Annotated in this window: 16 protein-coding genes and 1 pseudogene; 12 read left to right on the forward strand and 5 right to left on the reverse strand. The window is 63.6% G+C overall.

Going from position 1 to position 15,810, the window contains the following annotated elements; all coding sequences use genetic code 11:
• Positions 1-7 precede the first annotated feature (7 nt).
• Entirely contained in the window at positions 8-214 is a 207-nt protein-coding gene (locus AWY79_RS05180) for a DUF2065 domain-containing protein (protein ID WP_066801218.1), read from the reverse strand.
• 63 nt (positions 215-277) lie between these two features.
• On the opposite strand from AWY79_RS05180, the gene AWY79_RS05185 reads away from it, so the two are divergent.
• From AWY79_RS05185 to AWY79_RS05235, 12 genes and pseudogenes are all read left to right on the forward strand, one after another.
• Positions 278-1,600: a nucleotide sugar dehydrogenase gene (locus AWY79_RS05185; protein ID WP_078063621.1), complete on the forward strand. Its 1,323-nt coding sequence runs from the start codon at positions 278-280 to the stop codon at positions 1,598-1,600.
• An 8-nt stretch (positions 1,601-1,608) separates the two neighbouring features.
• Positions 1,609-2,301 carry a futalosine hydrolase gene (gene mqnB, locus AWY79_RS05190; protein WP_066801220.1) on the forward strand — a complete coding sequence of 231 codons (693 nt, stop codon included), beginning with the start codon at positions 1,609-1,611 and terminating at the stop codon, positions 2,299-2,301.
• Positions 2,302-2,346: 45 nt separating this feature from the next.
• A complete protein-coding gene (locus AWY79_RS05195; protein ID WP_066801222.1) occupies positions 2,347-3,315 on the forward strand; it encodes a polyprenyl synthetase family protein in 969 nt (322 codons plus the stop codon).
• A gap of 65 nt (positions 3,316-3,380) precedes the next feature.
• Positions 3,381-6,377 carry an AIR synthase-related protein gene (locus AWY79_RS05200; protein WP_066801225.1) on the forward strand — a complete coding sequence of 999 codons (2,997 nt, stop codon included), beginning with the start codon at positions 3,381-3,383 and terminating at the stop codon, positions 6,375-6,377.
• Between the two features lie 144 nt (positions 6,378-6,521).
• Positions 6,522-7,007, forward strand: a complete 486-nt coding sequence (locus tag AWY79_RS05205; RefSeq protein ID WP_066801227.1) for a cytochrome c family protein — start codon at positions 6,522-6,524, stop codon at positions 7,005-7,007.
• A 9-nt stretch (positions 7,008-7,016) separates the two neighbouring features.
• Positions 7,017-9,038 carry a methyl-accepting chemotaxis protein gene (locus AWY79_RS05210; RefSeq protein WP_066801229.1) on the forward strand — a complete coding sequence of 674 codons (2,022 nt, stop codon included), beginning with the start codon at positions 7,017-7,019 and terminating at the stop codon, positions 9,036-9,038.
• A gap of 226 nt (positions 9,039-9,264) precedes the next feature.
• Positions 9,265-9,663 (forward strand): Fur family transcriptional regulator, encoded by a 399-nt coding sequence (locus AWY79_RS05215; RefSeq protein ID WP_078063874.1) that lies wholly within the window; start codon positions 9,265-9,267, stop codon positions 9,661-9,663.
• 270 nt (positions 9,664-9,933) lie between these two features.
• Positions 9,934-10,506, forward strand: coding sequence for a rubrerythrin (rbr, locus tag AWY79_RS05220; protein WP_066801235.1), 573 nt, complete (start codon positions 9,934-9,936; stop codon positions 10,504-10,506).
• 26 nt (positions 10,507-10,532) lie between these two features.
• Complete coding sequence (locus AWY79_RS05225; protein ID WP_066801238.1) at positions 10,533-10,922, forward strand: desulfoferrodoxin; 390 nt, start codon at positions 10,533-10,535, stop codon at positions 10,920-10,922.
• Positions 10,923-11,012: 90 nt separating this feature from the next.
• Positions 11,013-11,228, forward strand: a pseudogene (locus tag AWY79_RS19290) (rubredoxin); the annotation flags it as partial.
• Positions 11,229-11,300: 72 nt separating this feature from the next.
• Positions 11,301-11,462 (forward strand): rubredoxin, encoded by a 162-nt coding sequence (gene rd / locus AWY79_RS19295; RefSeq protein WP_233491041.1) that lies wholly within the window; start codon positions 11,301-11,303, stop codon positions 11,460-11,462.
• A 90-nt stretch (positions 11,463-11,552) separates the two neighbouring features.
• A complete protein-coding gene (locus AWY79_RS05235; protein ID WP_066801243.1) occupies positions 11,553-12,749 on the forward strand; it encodes an FprA family A-type flavoprotein in 1,197 nt (398 codons plus the stop codon).
• Between the two features lie 585 nt (positions 12,750-13,334).
• Here AWY79_RS05235 and AWY79_RS05245 read toward each other — a convergent pair.
• The 4 genes from AWY79_RS05245 to AWY79_RS05260 form a co-directional block, all read right to left on the reverse strand.
• Positions 13,335-13,781: a YaiI/YqxD family protein gene (locus tag AWY79_RS05245; protein ID WP_066801249.1), complete on the reverse strand. Its 447-nt coding sequence runs from the start codon at positions 13,779-13,781 to the stop codon at positions 13,335-13,337.
• Positions 13,781-13,987, reverse strand: coding sequence for a YwbE family protein (locus AWY79_RS05250; RefSeq protein ID WP_066801251.1), 207 nt, complete (start codon positions 13,985-13,987; stop codon positions 13,781-13,783). Before AWY79_RS05250 ends, AWY79_RS05245 begins: the two co-directional genes overlap by 1 nt.
• 128 nt (positions 13,988-14,115) lie before the next feature.
• Complete coding sequence (locus tag AWY79_RS05255) at positions 14,116-14,616, reverse strand: hypothetical protein (protein ID WP_066801254.1); 501 nt, start codon at positions 14,614-14,616, stop codon at positions 14,116-14,118.
• Between the two features lie 67 nt (positions 14,617-14,683).
• On the reverse strand, positions 14,684-15,739 hold the full coding sequence (locus AWY79_RS05260; protein WP_066801255.1) for an OmpA family protein: 1,056 nt from the start codon (positions 15,737-15,739) through the stop codon (positions 14,684-14,686).
• Between the last annotated feature and the right edge of the window lie 71 nt (positions 15,740-15,810).

Raw genomic sequence — 15,810 nt, forward strand, 5'->3', positions numbered from 1 at the left:
TCCGGCCCTATGAGGATAAAGAGCGGCCGAACGAGATGACCAGCAGGCCGAGGATGATGGCCGCCAGGCCGATGAAGCGCAGGAATTTGGGCGGCTGTATGGCCAGCCTGGTGAGCAGGGCGGGCATCCGCTCCGCGAACAGGAAATAGGGGATGCCCTCGAAGACCAGGGCCAACCCGACGGCGGTGATGAGGAGCGTCCAGTCGATGTTCATGGGACCCAGCCTAGCCGCTAAACACCGTCGGTGTCCACCCGAACGGGTGACGGAGCAGATACGATGAGCATGATTACCTTCGAACAGTTGCAGAATCGGGAAGACGCCGTGGCGGTGGTCGGGCTCGGTTACGTCGGGCTGCCCCTGGCCGTGGCCCTGGGCCGCCATTTCCGCGTCCTGGGCGTGGACGTGTCCGAGAAGCGCGTGGACGAGCTGAAGCGCCGCATCGACCGGACCAACGAGGTGGACTTCGCCACCGTGGGCGACGACGTGGACCTGACCTTCTCCGCCGACCTCGCGGACCTGGCCAAGGCGCGCCTGATCCTGGTGGCCGTACCCACCCCCATCGACGAATTTCGCTCCCCGGACCTGCGCCCCGTGCGCGGCGCGTCCGTGTCCGTGGGCAAACACCTGCAACCCGGCTCGGTGGTGGTCTACGAGTCCACGGTCTACCCGGGCCTGACCGAAGAGGTCTGCGTGCCCATCCTGGAGGCCGAGTCCGGGCTCAAGTGCGGGGTGGACTTCACCGTGGGCTACTCGCCCGAGCGCATCAATCCCGGCGACCAGGTCCACCGCCTGGAGACCATCACCAAGGTCGTGGCCGGGCAGGACGAGCCCACCGGCGAGCTGCTCCGGCAGGTCTACGGCACCGTGGTCAAGGCCGGGACGCACCTGGCCCCGAACATCCGCACCGCCGAGGCCGCCAAGGTCATCGAAAACACCCAGCGCGACCTGAACATCGCGCTCATGAACGAGCTGGCCGTCATCTTCGACACCATGGGCATCGACACCCTGGACGTGCTCGAGGCCGCCGGGACCAAATGGAATTTCCTGCCCTTCAGGCCCGGCCTGGTGGGCGGCCACTGCATCGGCGTGGACCCGTACTACCTGACCTTCAAGGCCCAGGCCCTGGGGCTGCACCCCCACGTCATCCTGGCGGGCCGCGAGATCAACGACACCATGGGCAAGTTCATCGCCGAATCGACCATAAAGCGGCTGATCAACTCCGACTGCAAGATCAAGGGGGCGCGCGTGGGCGTGCTCGGCCTGACCTTCAAGGAGAACGTGCCCGACCTGCGCAACACCCGCGTGGTGGACATCCTGGCCGAGCTCGCGGACTACGGCGTGGAGGTGCTGGTCACCGACGCCGAGGCCGACCCGGAGGAGGCCCGCGAGGAGCTGGGCGTGACCCTGCTGCCGCTGGGCGAGCTGCGCGACCTGGACGCCCTGATCCTGGCCGTACCCCACCGGGGGTACGCCGAGGTCCGCCCGTCCGAGCTGAAGGGCTGGTTCCGCGACCCCGAGCGCGCCCTGGTGGTGGACGTGAAGGGATTCTTCGACCGCGCGGAGCTTGAAGCCGCCGGGGTCGCCTACTGGCGGCTGTAGGCAAGGCGATGCTCCTGGTCATGACCGCAACGGCCAACGAGATGAAGGGGGCGTTCCCTTCGGCTCCGGCCGTGGCCCAGGGCGGCGTGGCCGAATACGCGGCGGGCGGCAGGAAACTGCTCCTGGCCGTGTCCGGGGTGGGGCTGGTGAACACCGCCCTGTGCGCCGGGCGGCTGCTGGCGCGGCCCGAGGTCGAGGGGGTCGTCAATCTCGGCATCGCCGGGGCGTACGACCTGGACGCGACCCCCATGGGCGCGCCCTGCTGCGCCACGGAAGAGATCTGGCCGGAGTACGGCCTGATCGGCGAGGACGGCCTGGCCGACCCCAAGGGGATCGGATTTCCCCTGGGCAGGGCGGGCGGCGAACTGGTCTGGAACCGGATCGCGCTCACCCCGGACCGGGACGCGGCGGCCATGGGGCTGCGGCTGCCCGGCGACTGGAAACGCGTCCCGTCGGTATCCGTGTCGGGCGTGGCCGGGACCCCGCAGCGGGCGGCGCTGCTCAAGGCGGCCTGCGGCGGGAACGGCACGGAAAACATGGAGGGGTTCGCTTTGGCCTATGCGGCGGCGGGGGCTGGACTCCCGTTCCTCGAAGTACGGACCGTCTCGAACCTGGCCGGCTCCCGCGAGCCGGGGGACTGGGATCTCAAGGGCGCGCTCAGGGCGCTCGAAACGGCGGCAGCAGCGCTTTTTCCGGCGTAACCGGGGCTTGCCCCGCAACCAGCAACCTGACATAGTACGACGAACATGGACGAACTCTTACGCTATTTCCAACGGGAACTTCCCGCCATCAATGACTTTCTCGACAAAGAGGCCGACCAGCTCAACGGGCTGGTCCGGGACGTTGCCAAGCACATCCTCGGGTCCGGCGGCAAGCGCATCCGGCCCATGCTCACGCTGCTGTTCGCCCGCGCCTTCGGCTATGCCAAGGACGATCATCACGCCATGGCCTGCGCCCTGGAACTGCTGCACTCCGCCACCCTGCTGCACGACGACTACCTGGACGACGCCGAGCTGAGGCGCGGCCGGGACGCCGCCCACCTGGTCTTCGGGCGCACCGAGACCATCCTGGCGGGCGACGCGCTGCTCGCCCTGGCCAACGAGATGGGCGCGCGCTACGGCAACCCCAGGCTGTCCTGGCTGCTGGCCAAGGGCATCATGGAGACCGCCGCCGGCGAGATCGAGGAAATCGAATTTTCACGCAATCCGTCGCTGGACCGCGAGACCTACATGGGCATCATCATCGGCAAGACCGCGCGGCTCATCGAGTGCGCCTGCCGGTGCGGCGCGGCCCTGGCCGGGGCCACCCCGGAGCAGGAGGACGCGGCGGGCGACTACGGCCTGAACCTGGGCATCGCCTTCCAGCTGGTGGACGACGCCCTGGACTACGCCTCCCCGACCTCCGAGACCGGCAAACCCGAAGGGGGCGACCTCAAGGAGGGCAAGGTGACCCTGCCGCTCATCCTGCTCATGGAGGAGGGCGACGAGGCCGGGGCCGAGGCGTTGCTGGAGGCCCTGAAGGACGGGTCGCTGAGCGACGGGCAGTGCGCCGACATCCTGGAGCAGGTCCGCGAGGGACGCTACTCCGAGCGGACGCGCGAAGAGGCCGCCTTCTACGTGGAGGAGGCCAAGTCCCGGCTGGACGGGCTCGGCACCGGAGAAGAGGTGACCGTGCTCCGGCAGGCCGCCGATTTCGTTTTGACCAGAACCAAGTGATTCCGAGGCCGGTCCCGAGCGGGGACCGGCCTCCCGCTTTTTCCCATCGAGAGGAGAGACCAGATATGCTTTGTCGCGTGATCGTTGGACTGAAGGAAGGCGTCCGGGACGTGCTGGGCGAGAAGATCGCCCGCAAGATCAGGAACGAGCTCGGCATGGACGTCGGCGGCGTCCGCATCGTCAACGTCTTCACCCTGGAAGGGGTGACCCGGGAGCAGGTGGACCTCGCCCTGGAGCGGGCCGCCCTGCACGACCCCGTGCTGCACGAGGCGTCGCTCTCTCCCCTGGCCCGCGACTTCGACTGGATCATCGAGGTCGGCTTCCGCCCCGGCGTGACCGACAACGAGGGCCGCACCGCCCGCGAGACCCTGGGCGTGGTCCTGGGGCTGCCCAAGTCCGAGCGCGAGGGGCTCAAGGTCTACACCTCCCGCCAGTACCTGATCCAGGCCGACCTGGACCAGGACGGCGTCCACCACATTGCCAAGGATTTGCTGGCCAACGAGCTGATCCAGCGGTTCGAGTACAAGTCCGCCGCCCAGTGGGCGGCCGATCCCGGCTTCGAGCCCAAGGCCGCCCGGGTCACGGGCAAGGCCTCGGACGAGGTCGCGGTCGTCCCGCTCTCGACCATGTCCGACGAGGAGATGATGGACTTCTCCCGGGCCAACACCCTGGCCCTGTCGCTCAAGGAGCTGCACGACATCCGCGCCTACTACGCGAACCCGGCGGTCCGGGCCGAGCGCGAGGGGCTGGGCATGTCCGCCGACCCGACGGACGCGGAGATCGAGGTCCTGGCCCAGACCTGGTCCGAGCACTGCAAGCACAAGATTTTCTCGGCCAAAATCGAGTACGAGAACACCGAGACCGGCAAGACCATCGAGCTGTCGAGCCTGTACAAGACCTTCATCCAGGGCTCCACCAAGCAGATCCGCGCCCGCAACGCGGCCACCCGCGAGGGCGGCGACTACTGCCTGTCCGTGTTCAAGGACAACGCGGGCGTGATCGCCTTTTCCGAGACCACCAACATCTGCGTCAAGATGGAGACCCACAACTCCCCGTCCGCCCTGGACCCGTACGGCGGAGCCCTGACCGGCATCGTGGGCGTGAACCGCGACCCCATGGGCACCGGCATGGGCGCCAACCTGCTGTGCAACACCGACGTCTTCTGCTTCGCCTCCCCGTTCCACGAGGGCGAGCTGCCGCCCAGGCTGCTGCACCCGCGCCGGGTGTTCGAGGGCGTGCGCGAGGGCGTGGAGCACGGCGGCAACAAGTCCGGCATCCCCACGGTCAACGGGTCCATCGTCTTTGACGAGCGGTACCTGGGCAAGCCCCTGGTCTACTGCGGGACCATCGGGACCATGCCCGTCACCGTGGCGGGCCGCCCGTCCCACGAGAAGCAGGCCATGCCCGGCGACGTCATCGTCATGTCCGGCGGCCGCATCGGCGCGGACGGCATCCACGGCGCGACCTTCTCCTCCGAGGAGCTGCACGAGGGCTCCCCGGCCACGGCGGTCCAGATCGGCGACCCCATCACCCAGCGCAAGATGTACGACTTTCTCATGCGCGCCCGGGACCTGGGGTTGTACAACGCCATCACCGACAACGGCGCGGGCGGCCTGTCCTCCTCCGTGGGCGAGATGGCCGAGGACTCCGGCGGCTTCGACATGGACCTGAAAAAGGCCCCGCTCAAGTACGACGGGCTGCGTCCCTGGGAAATCCTCATCTCCGAGGCCCAGGAGCGCATGACCATGGCCGTGCCCGCGGACAAGCTCGACGCCTTCATGCGCCTCTCCGAGGAGATGGACGTGGAGTCCACCGCGCTGGGCGTGTTCAACGACTCCGGCAAGTACCTGGTGCGCTACGGCGACAGGATGGTCACCTGCCTGGATATGGATTTCCTGCACAACGGCGTGCCGCAGATGGAGCTGAAGGCGGTCTGGAAGCGGCCCGAAGTCGCATCCGACCCGGTCCCGGTGGCCGAGGACCAGAACGGGCTGCTCAAGGACATGCTCGGCAGGCTGAACATCTGCTCCAAGGAGTACGTCGTCCGCCAGTACGACCATGAGGTCCAAGGCAAGTCCGCGGTCAAGCCCATGGTCGGCGTGGTCGGCGACGGCCCGTCCGACGCGGGCGTCATCCGCCCCGAATACGGCTCGGACCGGGGTCTGGTGGTCTCCCACGGCATCTGCCCGCAGTTCTCGGACTTCGACACCTACTGGATGATGGCCAACGCCATCGACGAGGCCATCCGCAACGCGGTGGCCGTGGGCGGCGACGTGAGCTACATGGCGGGCGTGGACAACTTCTGCTGGTGCGACCCGGTCCAGTCCGAGTCCACCCCGGACGGCCACTACAAGCTGGCCCAGCTGGTCCGCGCCAACCAGGCCCTGGCCCACTACTGCCTCGGCTTCGGCGTGCCCTGCGTGTCCGGCAAGGACTCCATGAAGAACGACTACAAGGGCGGCGGCCGCAAGATCTCCATCCCCCCGACCGTGCTCTTCTCGGTCATCGGCGTGATCCCGGACGTGAACAAGTGCCTGACCTCGGACTTCAAGCAGCCGGGCGACCTGATCTACGCGCTGGGCCTGACCCGCGCCGAACTGGGCGGCAGCGAGATCGCCGACCAGCTCGGCTTCTCAAACGGCCGCGTGCCCCAGGTGGACCTGCTGTCCGCCAAGGCGCGGTACGAGACGGTCTTCAAGGCGGCCCAGGAAGGGCTGGTCTCGGCCTGCCACGATTGCTCCGACGGCGGCCTGGGCGTGACCCTGGCCGAGATGTGCATCGGCGGCAGACTGGGTGCGGACGTTGACCTCTCCCTGGTGCCGGTTCTCGGTGAGCTGAACCTGACCGAAGTGTTGTATTCGGAGTCCGCGAGCAGGTTTGTGGTGTCGGTCCCGGCTTCCGCCCGGGAACGATTCGAGGAACTTTTCTCCGGCCAGTACTGCCAAATGGTGGGTAAAGTCGCAGATTCGTCTCAATTGACCGCCAAATTTGCCGATAAGACGGTCCTGAATGTGGAAGTCGATGCCCTCGCAGCCTCTTTCAAGGGGACTTTGGCGTGGTAACCCGCTCAGGGAAGCAAATGATATGCAGGGAGTGCTTTACCAGTTCCGAATAATTCTCTAAGGTAACGCCATCTTTGCATCCGGCCGGGTTCAAGGGTGCCCGGCCGCTGCAGCACCGTGTTGGTTAGCTATGGGGGTTGGTTCATGACTAAGACAACGGTCCTTTACAGAGGCTGTCTGGCTCTTTTGCTGGCAGCCTTTGTCGTTTCCGCCCTCCTGGCGGGAACGGGCCGGACGAGTTCGGGCCAGTATGTGGGCTCGGAACCGTGCGGCGAATGTCACGAAGAAGAGTACGGAAATTTCAAGAAATTCGCTAAGAAGGCCCACTCCGGGGAGTCCGTCAAGATCATGATGGCCGACCTGACCAAGGAAGAGCTGGTTGAATGCTACGGCTGCCACGTCACCGGGTACGGCCAGCCGGGCGGGTTCGTCAGCTTCGACCAGACCCCGTCCATGGGCGAGGCCGGGTGCGAAGTCTGTCACGGCCCCGGCTACGACCACGTTGAATCCGGAGGCGATCCGGACCTGATCAAGAAGGATCTGTCCCTGGAAGACTGTCAGGTCTGTCATAATCCCGAGCGCGTGGACGCGTTCGACTTCAAGCCGCTGCTCTACGGCGGCGCGCACTAGGAGGGCGGCATGGACAATTTCATCACCCGCTCCCTGGGCGTCAAGCTCATCCTGCTGTCCTCCCTGCTGACCATCCTGGCCTTTGCGGGGCTGTTCTTCTACACCTCCATCTCCAACAGGGACCACACCCTGTCCGAGGTGGCGGCGGCCGCCGAACGGGTGGCCGACATGCTCTACATCGCCATCGAAGACCCGATGGCCAAGGGCGACAACGACGGGACCGAGGTCAAGTTCCTGCAGATGGCCGAGCGGTACCCCGACATCAAGGTCTACCTGACCGACTACAAGGGCGAGATCACCTACTCCACGATCCACGAGGCCGAGCGGAACTCCATCTACGAGGTCCGGTCCGAGAACGGCCTGCCCGACATGATCCGCAGCGGCCTGGTGGAGAAGATGTCCAAAGGCGAGCTCATGGAGATCGACGACAAGCTCCATTTCGCCGAGGTCAAGTCCATCGAGAACAACCCGTTCTGCTACCACTGTCACGGCCGGTCCCGGAAGATCCTGGGCGCCATGGTCGTGGCCGTGGACGTCAGCCGCCAGTTCGACGCGCTCAAGGAGAACCAGATCAAGTCCGCGGGCATCTCCGTCCTGGGCGTGCTGGCCCTGCTGGCCGCGCTGATCATCTTCATGCGCCGGGCCATCGTCAACCGCATCACCTCCATCGCCACCACGGCCGAGGACGTGGCCCACGGCAACCTGGACGCGCAGTTCACGGTTTCCGGCACCGACGAGCTCGGGTCCCTGTCCCGCTATCTCGGCGCCATGGTGGACCAGATCAAGGACCAGCTGGAATACAACCAGTCCGTGCTCAGCGGCATCGTGGTCCCCTTGTTCGTGACCGACGCCCACCAGAAGATGAAGTTCGTCAACCCGCCGCTTCAGGCCATTCTCGGCCAGACCGAGGACGAGTTGGAGGGCCGCAACGTGGCCGATATCTTCGACTGCGAGTCCTCGGACGGCTCTTCCTGCAACGCGGGCGAAGTCATCGGACTGGGCGAACCCATCACCGGGCGATTCATTTACAGCCGCGCCGACGGCACGGTCTTCCCCCTGCTCTTCGAGGCCTCTCCGCTCAAGGACGCGGAAGGGGACACCGTGGGCGTCATCTGCGTGCTCATCGACCTGACGCGCGAGGAAGAGGACAAGAAGAACATCGAGCTCCAGCGCCAGAACCTGCTGGAGGTCGCCAACGAGGTCACCGAGGTGGCCAACAAGCTGAACGAGGCGTCCAACCTCCTGTCCGCGCAGATGGACCAGCTGGCCAACGGCGTGGACACCACCGCCAACCAGACCAGCCAGGTGGCCACGGCCATGGAGGAGATGAACGCCACGGTGCTCGAGGTAGCCAAGAACGCCTCCGAGACCGCCGACGCATCGGACAAGGCCAACAAGGTGGCCGCCTCCGGCGGCGAGGTGGTGAACAAGACCGTGGAGGAGATCAACTCCGTGGCCGCCATCACCGAGAACCTGGCCGAGGCCCTGGCCTCCCTGTCCAGCCGCGCCGAGAACATCGGCAAGGTCATGGCCGTGATCAACGACATCGCGGACCAGACCAACCTGCTGGCGCTCAACGCGGCCATCGAGGCGGCGCGCGCGGGCGAGGCCGGCCGAGGGTTCGCCGTGGTCGCGGACGAGGTCCGCAAGCTGGCCGAGAAGACCATGGACGCCACCAAGGAGGTCGAGGGAGCCATATCCCTGATCCAGCAGTCCACCACCAACGTGGTCCGCGAGATGGATACCGCCAAGGAGCGCGTCCTGAATACCTCCGGCATGGCCAAGGAAGCGGGCGGCGTTCTCGACCAGATCGTGGAGCACTCCAACTCCATCGCGGACATGGTCAACGGCATCGCCACGGCGGCGGAGCAGCAGTCCTCCACCTCGGACGAGATCAACAACCGCGTCACCCAGATCAACGACCTCTCCCAGGAAGTCCTGTCGGGCATCCGGGAGTCCAACCGCGGCATTCAGGAAGTCTCGGAGATGGCCGAGGAGCTGGCGGGGTTGGTTGCCAAGTTCCGCAACTAAGATCATCGAAACTCAAAGGACCCGGCTTGGCCGGGTCCTTTTTTTGCCGGTTGACCGGGGTGTAGTTTAATATTTATCCTTGTATTTGAATTGGATAACATGGCTGTTGGCGTGTTTGCAGTAATTTTGATTCTGGGATAATGAGCCTTAATTCCGCTTCAACGGATTCCTCTTGACATTTGCAGGGTGGGGGAATAGTAATTGTTATCAAATATGGAGGATGTCCATGGCACATGAAATGGGTTTCAGGCTTTCCAAACAGCGGAAAGTGATCCTGGAAGAACTACAGAAGGTCAAGACCCATCCCACGGCGGACGAGGTCTACGACATGGTGCGCAAGATCATTCCCAGGATCAGCCTGGGCACGGTCTATCGCAACCTCGAATTTCTTTCGTCCAAGGGGTTGGTCCTCAAGCTCGGTGCTCCCGGTGAACAGAAGCGGTTCGACGGCACCCCTGAACCGCACCCGCATATCCGGTGCGAGGTCTGTACCGCCGTGGCCGACGTGGAATGCGAAATCGAGATCCCCATCATCCCGGAATCCTGCACCAGCGGCTACAGGGTGCTTTCCACCAACGTGGAGTTCGTGGGCATCTGCCCCAAATGCCAGGCTGCGCAGCAGTAGAAAAAAAGACCATTAGTCTGGTAAAGCCGGTTGCCTCTTTGGGCAACCGGCTTTATTTATGGAAAATGATCGGTGAAATTCCTTGACAGGGATGCTGTGATAAAATAGGAATCATTATCAAGGTGACTGCAAGTCATCAGCATGGCGAAATAAAATTTACGTCGTCTGAATTAACCGCAACTTTACACATAATAATACGACAAGCTCGGGATTTTTGTGTAAGGTGAAAGGTGAGTCGAAAAAACAGGAAACAGAGACAGGAGGATACAGATGTCGCTGAAAGGAACGCAGACCGAAAAGAACATTCTTACCGCCTTCATCGGCGAGTCGCAGGCTCGCAATAAATACACCTACTTTGCCAGCGTAGCCAAGAAAGAAGGTTACGTGCAGATTTCCAAGATTTTCGAAGAGACCGCCAACCACGAGAAAGAACATGCCAAGCGGCTGTTCAAGTTCCTCGAGGGCGGCGACGTCGAGATCACCGCCGCCTTCCCGGCGGGCGTCATCGGCAACACCCTGGACAACCTGCGCGCCGCCGCCGCAGGCGAGCACGAGGAGTACTCCGAGATGTACCCCGACTTCGCCAAGGTCGCCCGCGCCGAGGGTTTCGCGGAGATCGCCGCGGTCATGGAAAACATCGCCGTGGCCGAGCGCTACCACGAGGAGCGCTACAAGTCGCTCATCGCCAACATCGAGAACGATCGCGTCTTCGTCAAAGACGAGGAGATCACCTGGCGCTGCCAGAACTGCGGTTACAACCACAAGGGTTCCACCGCTCCGGTCAAATGCCCGGCCTGCGACCACCCCCAGGCCCATTTCGAAATCAAGGACACCAACTGGTAACATCCATCATCCAAGGAGGATTCGACATGGCTATCAAACTGGGCGAAGTGTACAAATGTAATACCTGCGGCAATATCGTCATGGCCATTCACGAAGGCGGCGGCGACCTGGTCTGCTGCGGAGAGGACATGGTTCTGATGACCGAGAACACCGTTGACGCGGCCAAGGAAAAGCACGTCCCCGTCATCGTCCGCGACGGCGACAAGGTCACCGTCAAGGTCGGCGAAGTCGCGCACCCCATGGAAGAGAAACATTACATCGAGTGGATCGAGCTCCAGGTGGGCGACGTGGTCCTGACCAAGATGCTCAAGCCCGGCGAAAAACCCGAGGCCGAGTTCTGCATCTGCGGTCTCTCCGGCCCGCTCAAGGCCCGCGAGTACTGCAACATCCACGGCCTGTGGGCCGCCACCGCGTAAGCGCCGACCGGCGCTGCGCCAACGGCGCGATCCAGCAAGCACCATCGGGGCGGACCTAGGTCCGCCCCTTTATACTCCACCGGAGCGAACATGGCCGAGCCCCATGAAATATACCAGTGCCAGACCGTCAACTGCGGCTACATCTACAATCCGGACAAGGGCGACCGCAAAGGGAAAATCCCCAAGGGTACCCGGTTCGAGGAGCTGCCGGACGACTGGCGCTGTCCCATCTGCGGCGGCACCAAGAAGTGCTTCCGCCCCATGGTCGGCCCCGGCTCCACTCGTTCGGACTGTGAACTTCCGGTGGAAACCGATCCCGGTAAGTTGACAGCGGCTGCCGCTGCTGCAAATATGACCCAGCAAAAGGAGACTGACCCCATGCAGAAATACGTGTGTGAAATTTGCGGCTATGTGTACGACCCGGCACAGGGTGATTCCGATTCCGACATCCCGGCCGGCACCAAGTTCGAAGACCTGCCCGATGACTGGACCTGTCCGGTTTGCGGCGCGCCCAAGGACAACTTCGTACCCGAAGATTAATCTTTCGCCCCACCGAGGGCAGGGAGCGCGGACTTCGGGACGCGCTCCTTTTACTTTGGCGGCATGAAGCCGCCCAATGTGGAGAAGAGAATGAGACCTGTTGAAATCAAAGAAGGAATTTTCTGGATCGGTGCGGTGGACTGGAACCGCCGCAACTTCCACGGCTATTCCAAGTCGCATATGGGCACCACCTACAACAACTACCTCATCATGGACGAGAAGGTGACCCTGGTCGACACCGTGGCCGAGGAATTCTGGGGAACCCTCCAGTGCAACCTCGCCCAGGTGCTCGGCGACCGCAAGATCGACTACTTCGTTGTCAACCACCTGGAGCCGGACCACGCGGGCTGCCTGGCCCTGGCCGTGGAGAAATACCGCCCCGAGAAGATCTACACCTCGCCCATGGGACAGAAGGCCATGAAGGCCCACTTCCAGTACCAGGAATGGCCCGTCGAGGTCGTGCCCACCGGCACCAATATTTCCATCGGCAAGCGGACCCTGTCCTTCATCGAGACCCGCATGCTCCACTGGCCCGACTCCATGCTGACCTACTGCCCGGAGGAGAAGCTGGCCTTCACCAACGACGCCTTCGGCCAGAACTGGGCCACCTCCGAACGCTGGGCCGACCAGGTTGATCGCGCCAAGCTCGAAGAGCTGATGAAGACCTACTACGCCAACATCGTCCTGCCGTATTCCCCGGTGGTGCTCAAAACCCTGGCCGGTATCCGCGACATGGGTCTCGAGCTCGCCACCATCTGCCCGGACCACGGCCTCATGTTCCGCGGCGAGGACTGCGCCTGGGCCATGGACAAGTACCAGGAGTACGCCGAGCAGAAGCCGAAGAACAAGGCGGTCATCGTGTATGACACCATGTGGCACTCCACCGAGAAGATGGCCGAAGCCGTGGCCTCGGGCCTGGCCGACGAGGGCGTGTCCGTGCGCCTCATGTCCATGAAGAGCAACCACCACTCCGACGTGATGACCGAGGTCTTCGACGCCGCCGCCGTCATCGTCGGTTCGCCGACCCACAACAACGGAATCCTGCCGCTGATGGCGGATATGCTGACCTACATGAAGGGGCTGCGGCCGCAGCACAAGATCGGCTCCGCCGTGGGTTCGTTCGGCTGGTCCGGCGAGTGCGTGAAGGTGCTGACCCAGTGGCTGGAGGATATGAACATGGAAGTGATCGAGCCGATCAAGACCCAGTTCATTCCGACCCACGATGTGTTGGGTAAGTGCTATGAGCAGGGGAAGCAGATCGCGGCGGCCATCAAGGCCAAGCTGTAGGCTTTCTACCTTATTGATTGCATGGCGAGGCCCGGTCGGAGACGACCGGGCCTCTTTTCTTTTGAGGGGAGGAGAAGAAGAGAAGAAGAGAAGGAGAGAGGAAGAGAGGAAAGAAAAGAGAGAGCCGTCGCTGGCGCTCCTCCAGGTTTTTTGGAGCCCTCCCGGCGGGGTTCTTTCTTTTTCCAAAGCAAAAAAGAAAGAACGAAAGAAAAATGCTTTGGGGGGACATCACCGCCCACAGTTTGGCCGCCAAGAATCCGATCCGCTCGGTCCGGCTCCATCCGATTAAAAGTATTGTCCGTGCCTCCACGAAAACGCCCCTTTTAAGGGATACCGAGGGGCTACGGGAGCGGAGCCGCCGCCCCTTCGCGGTCGGCTTCCAGGCGTCCAGAACAGGGCTCGCTGCGTGCGGCTTGACGGGACGAAGGGCGAAGGAAGAGGGGCCTTCGTAAGGGTTGGCGGGGTAGGAGAGCCGCTGTTTGAGGCTGCGCCTCAAAGGCGCTCCAAGGAAGATGGTCCGTGGCATTGCCTCGCGAAGCGGCGACAAGAAGTTTTGAAAGGGAGCCCGGAAGCATTCTTCTCCGGTCAGGCGTGTTTGGTGAGGTAGCGGTCGAGCTGGTTGGTGAAGGCTTGTTTGTCTTTGGGGCCGAGCGGCGGGGGGCCGCCTTGGGCCAGGCCGCCGGAGCGGAGTTCTTCCATGAGGTTGCGCATGCGCAGCAGCCCTTTGACGTTGTCTTCGGTGTAGAGTTCGCCGCGCGGGTTGAGGCCGGTGGCGCCTTTGGTGACGATGGCGTCGGCCAGGGGGATGTCGGCGGTGATGACCAGGTCGCCGGGGGCCACGCGGGCGGCGATTTCGTTGTCGGCCTCGTTGAAGCCCGCGTCCACGCGGATGGCGGTGATGAGCGGTGAGGGCGGTACCTGGAGGGTGGTGTTGGCCACCAGGATCATCTCCACGGACCGGCGCTGTGCGGCGCGGAAGAGGATATCCTTGATGGCGTTGGGGCAGGCGTCTGCGTCGACCCAGATGCGCATCAACCCTCGCTCTGGCCGAGGACGGCCTTGACCCTGCCCACCTGGCCGTCGGTCAACCGGACCTTGATGCCGTGGGGGTGGGTGGGGGATTTGGTCAGCAGGTTGGCCACGGTGCCGCGGGTCAGCGCGCCGGTGCGCTGGTCCTTCTTGAGCACGATGTCCACGAGCATGCCGGGTTTGATGTCGGCGCGTTTTCGTCCGTCCATGGTCTGTGTCCTGGGTTGCGGTTCGCGGGCATCATGCTCGGCGCGCGGCCCGATGTCCAGCCCTCGCCGTTGACCGGGGGCGTGCGAAAAGAGCGGCGAGACCGCGCGGTTCGGATCGGGGGCCGGGGTTACTGCCAGGTCCCTTTCTTGTAGCTGAAGATCTGGCGGTTGGGGATCGCGGACACCGGCTTGAAATGGGCGGTGCGGCAGAGCTCCGGCGAGTTGCCCACGGCCTCCATGACCATTTCCTGGAAGCGCATGACGCCCACGAAGGGGATGGTCTTGGACTTGGAGCGGCTGACCTTGGTGGAGATGGAGTCGAGGTCGATGGCGTGGTAGCGGGCGAGGTAGGAGCCGTCGGGCTGCTTGACGATCTGCATGCGCTGGCGGGACAACCGGTGGTTCCGGTTCAGGGCCTGGGCCCGCGTCTTGGCGAATTTTTCAAAGTCCGCGTGCTTGGTGGCCAGTCCCTCGTCGAGATAGAGGGGCATGTTGGCCGCGGTCACGGGCTGGGATGCGTTGCCGGGCGCAACGGAAGCCACTTCCTGTGCGGAAGCGGGAACGCCGGACGCAAAAAAGGCTCCGGTGGAGAGCAGGGCCAGAATGGCCAAAATGGCAAACTTATGCATGGTTTAGTCCTTCTAACCAGAGCAGGTGGCTGGGCGGCAGCGCCGCCCAGCCATTCTTACCATACTGCTACTTGGTCTGGATTTCAACCCTGCGGTTGAGCTTGCGGCCTTCCTTGGTGGTGTTGTCGTACTTCGGGCTCAGCTCGCCGTACCCCTTGGCTTCCAGGCGGTCGGCGGAGATGCCGTTGGCAACCAGCCATTCCATGACGGAATTGGCGCGGCGCTCGGACAGTCCCTGGTTGTACTCCTCGGTACCGGTGGAGTCGGTGTGGCCGGAGATCTCGTAGGTGGCGGAAGCGTCTTCCTCGAGGATCATCTTGGCCTGCTCGAGCACGGGGATCATCTCGTCGGTGATCTGGTACTTGTCGAAGCCGAAGTTCAGGTTGAAGGTAACCACTTCCTTGGTCGGGGCCGGGGCGACGACAACCGGGGCCGGAGCCGGGGCCGGGTCGGCGACTTCGTCGTAGAAGACGTCGCGGGCGTACTTGCTCAGGGCGTTGGCGTCGGCGAAGGTGGCGCCGTCGGCGGCCACGGAGCAGGAGAAGGCGGAGCGGATGCCGTCAACAACGGCCTGTCCCTTGGCGGAGTCGGCGTAGCTGACAACGTGCACGCACAGGTTGCTGCCGTACTTGGAGGCCATGTCCTGGGCCACGGCAACCGGGTCGGTGCCGATGTTGGACTCGCCGTCGGTGAAAATGATCAGCGCGGTCTTGCCGGACAGCTGGCCCAGGGTCGGGTTGATGTCGGCCAGGCCGTTGCCCATGGGGGTCTGGCGGTTGAAGATGCCGAACTCGGTGTCCACGGCGGAGACCGCTGCGGCCACGGTGGCCTCGGAATAGGGCTTGGGCGAGCACTGCACCTCGAACGGCGCGAACAGGATTACCGCGGAATTGTAGTCCAGGGCGGGGATGGCCTGGTTCAGCGCGAGCATGTCGCTCTTGGCCTTTTCAATCTTTTTCATGCCGTCGGCATTCTTCATGGCCATGGAGCCGGACTGGTCGAGGAACAAGATGAAGTTATCGACTTTCTTGACCATCTTGGCGTTGGCGGTGGCGGCAAACGCGAAGGAGAAAGTCAACATCGCGGCCAGCATGAACAAAATCAGTTTTCTAGAATGTGTCATGATCTCACTCCTTTAGAGATTGTTTTCTTTGTCGCTGCTCCCATTCGGGAATCATTAAAAGCATATACGCA

It is taken from the genome of Pseudodesulfovibrio indicus, from assembly GCF_001563225.1.
GTDB lineage: Bacteria > Desulfobacterota > Desulfovibrionia > Desulfovibrionales > Desulfovibrionaceae > Pseudodesulfovibrio > Pseudodesulfovibrio indicus.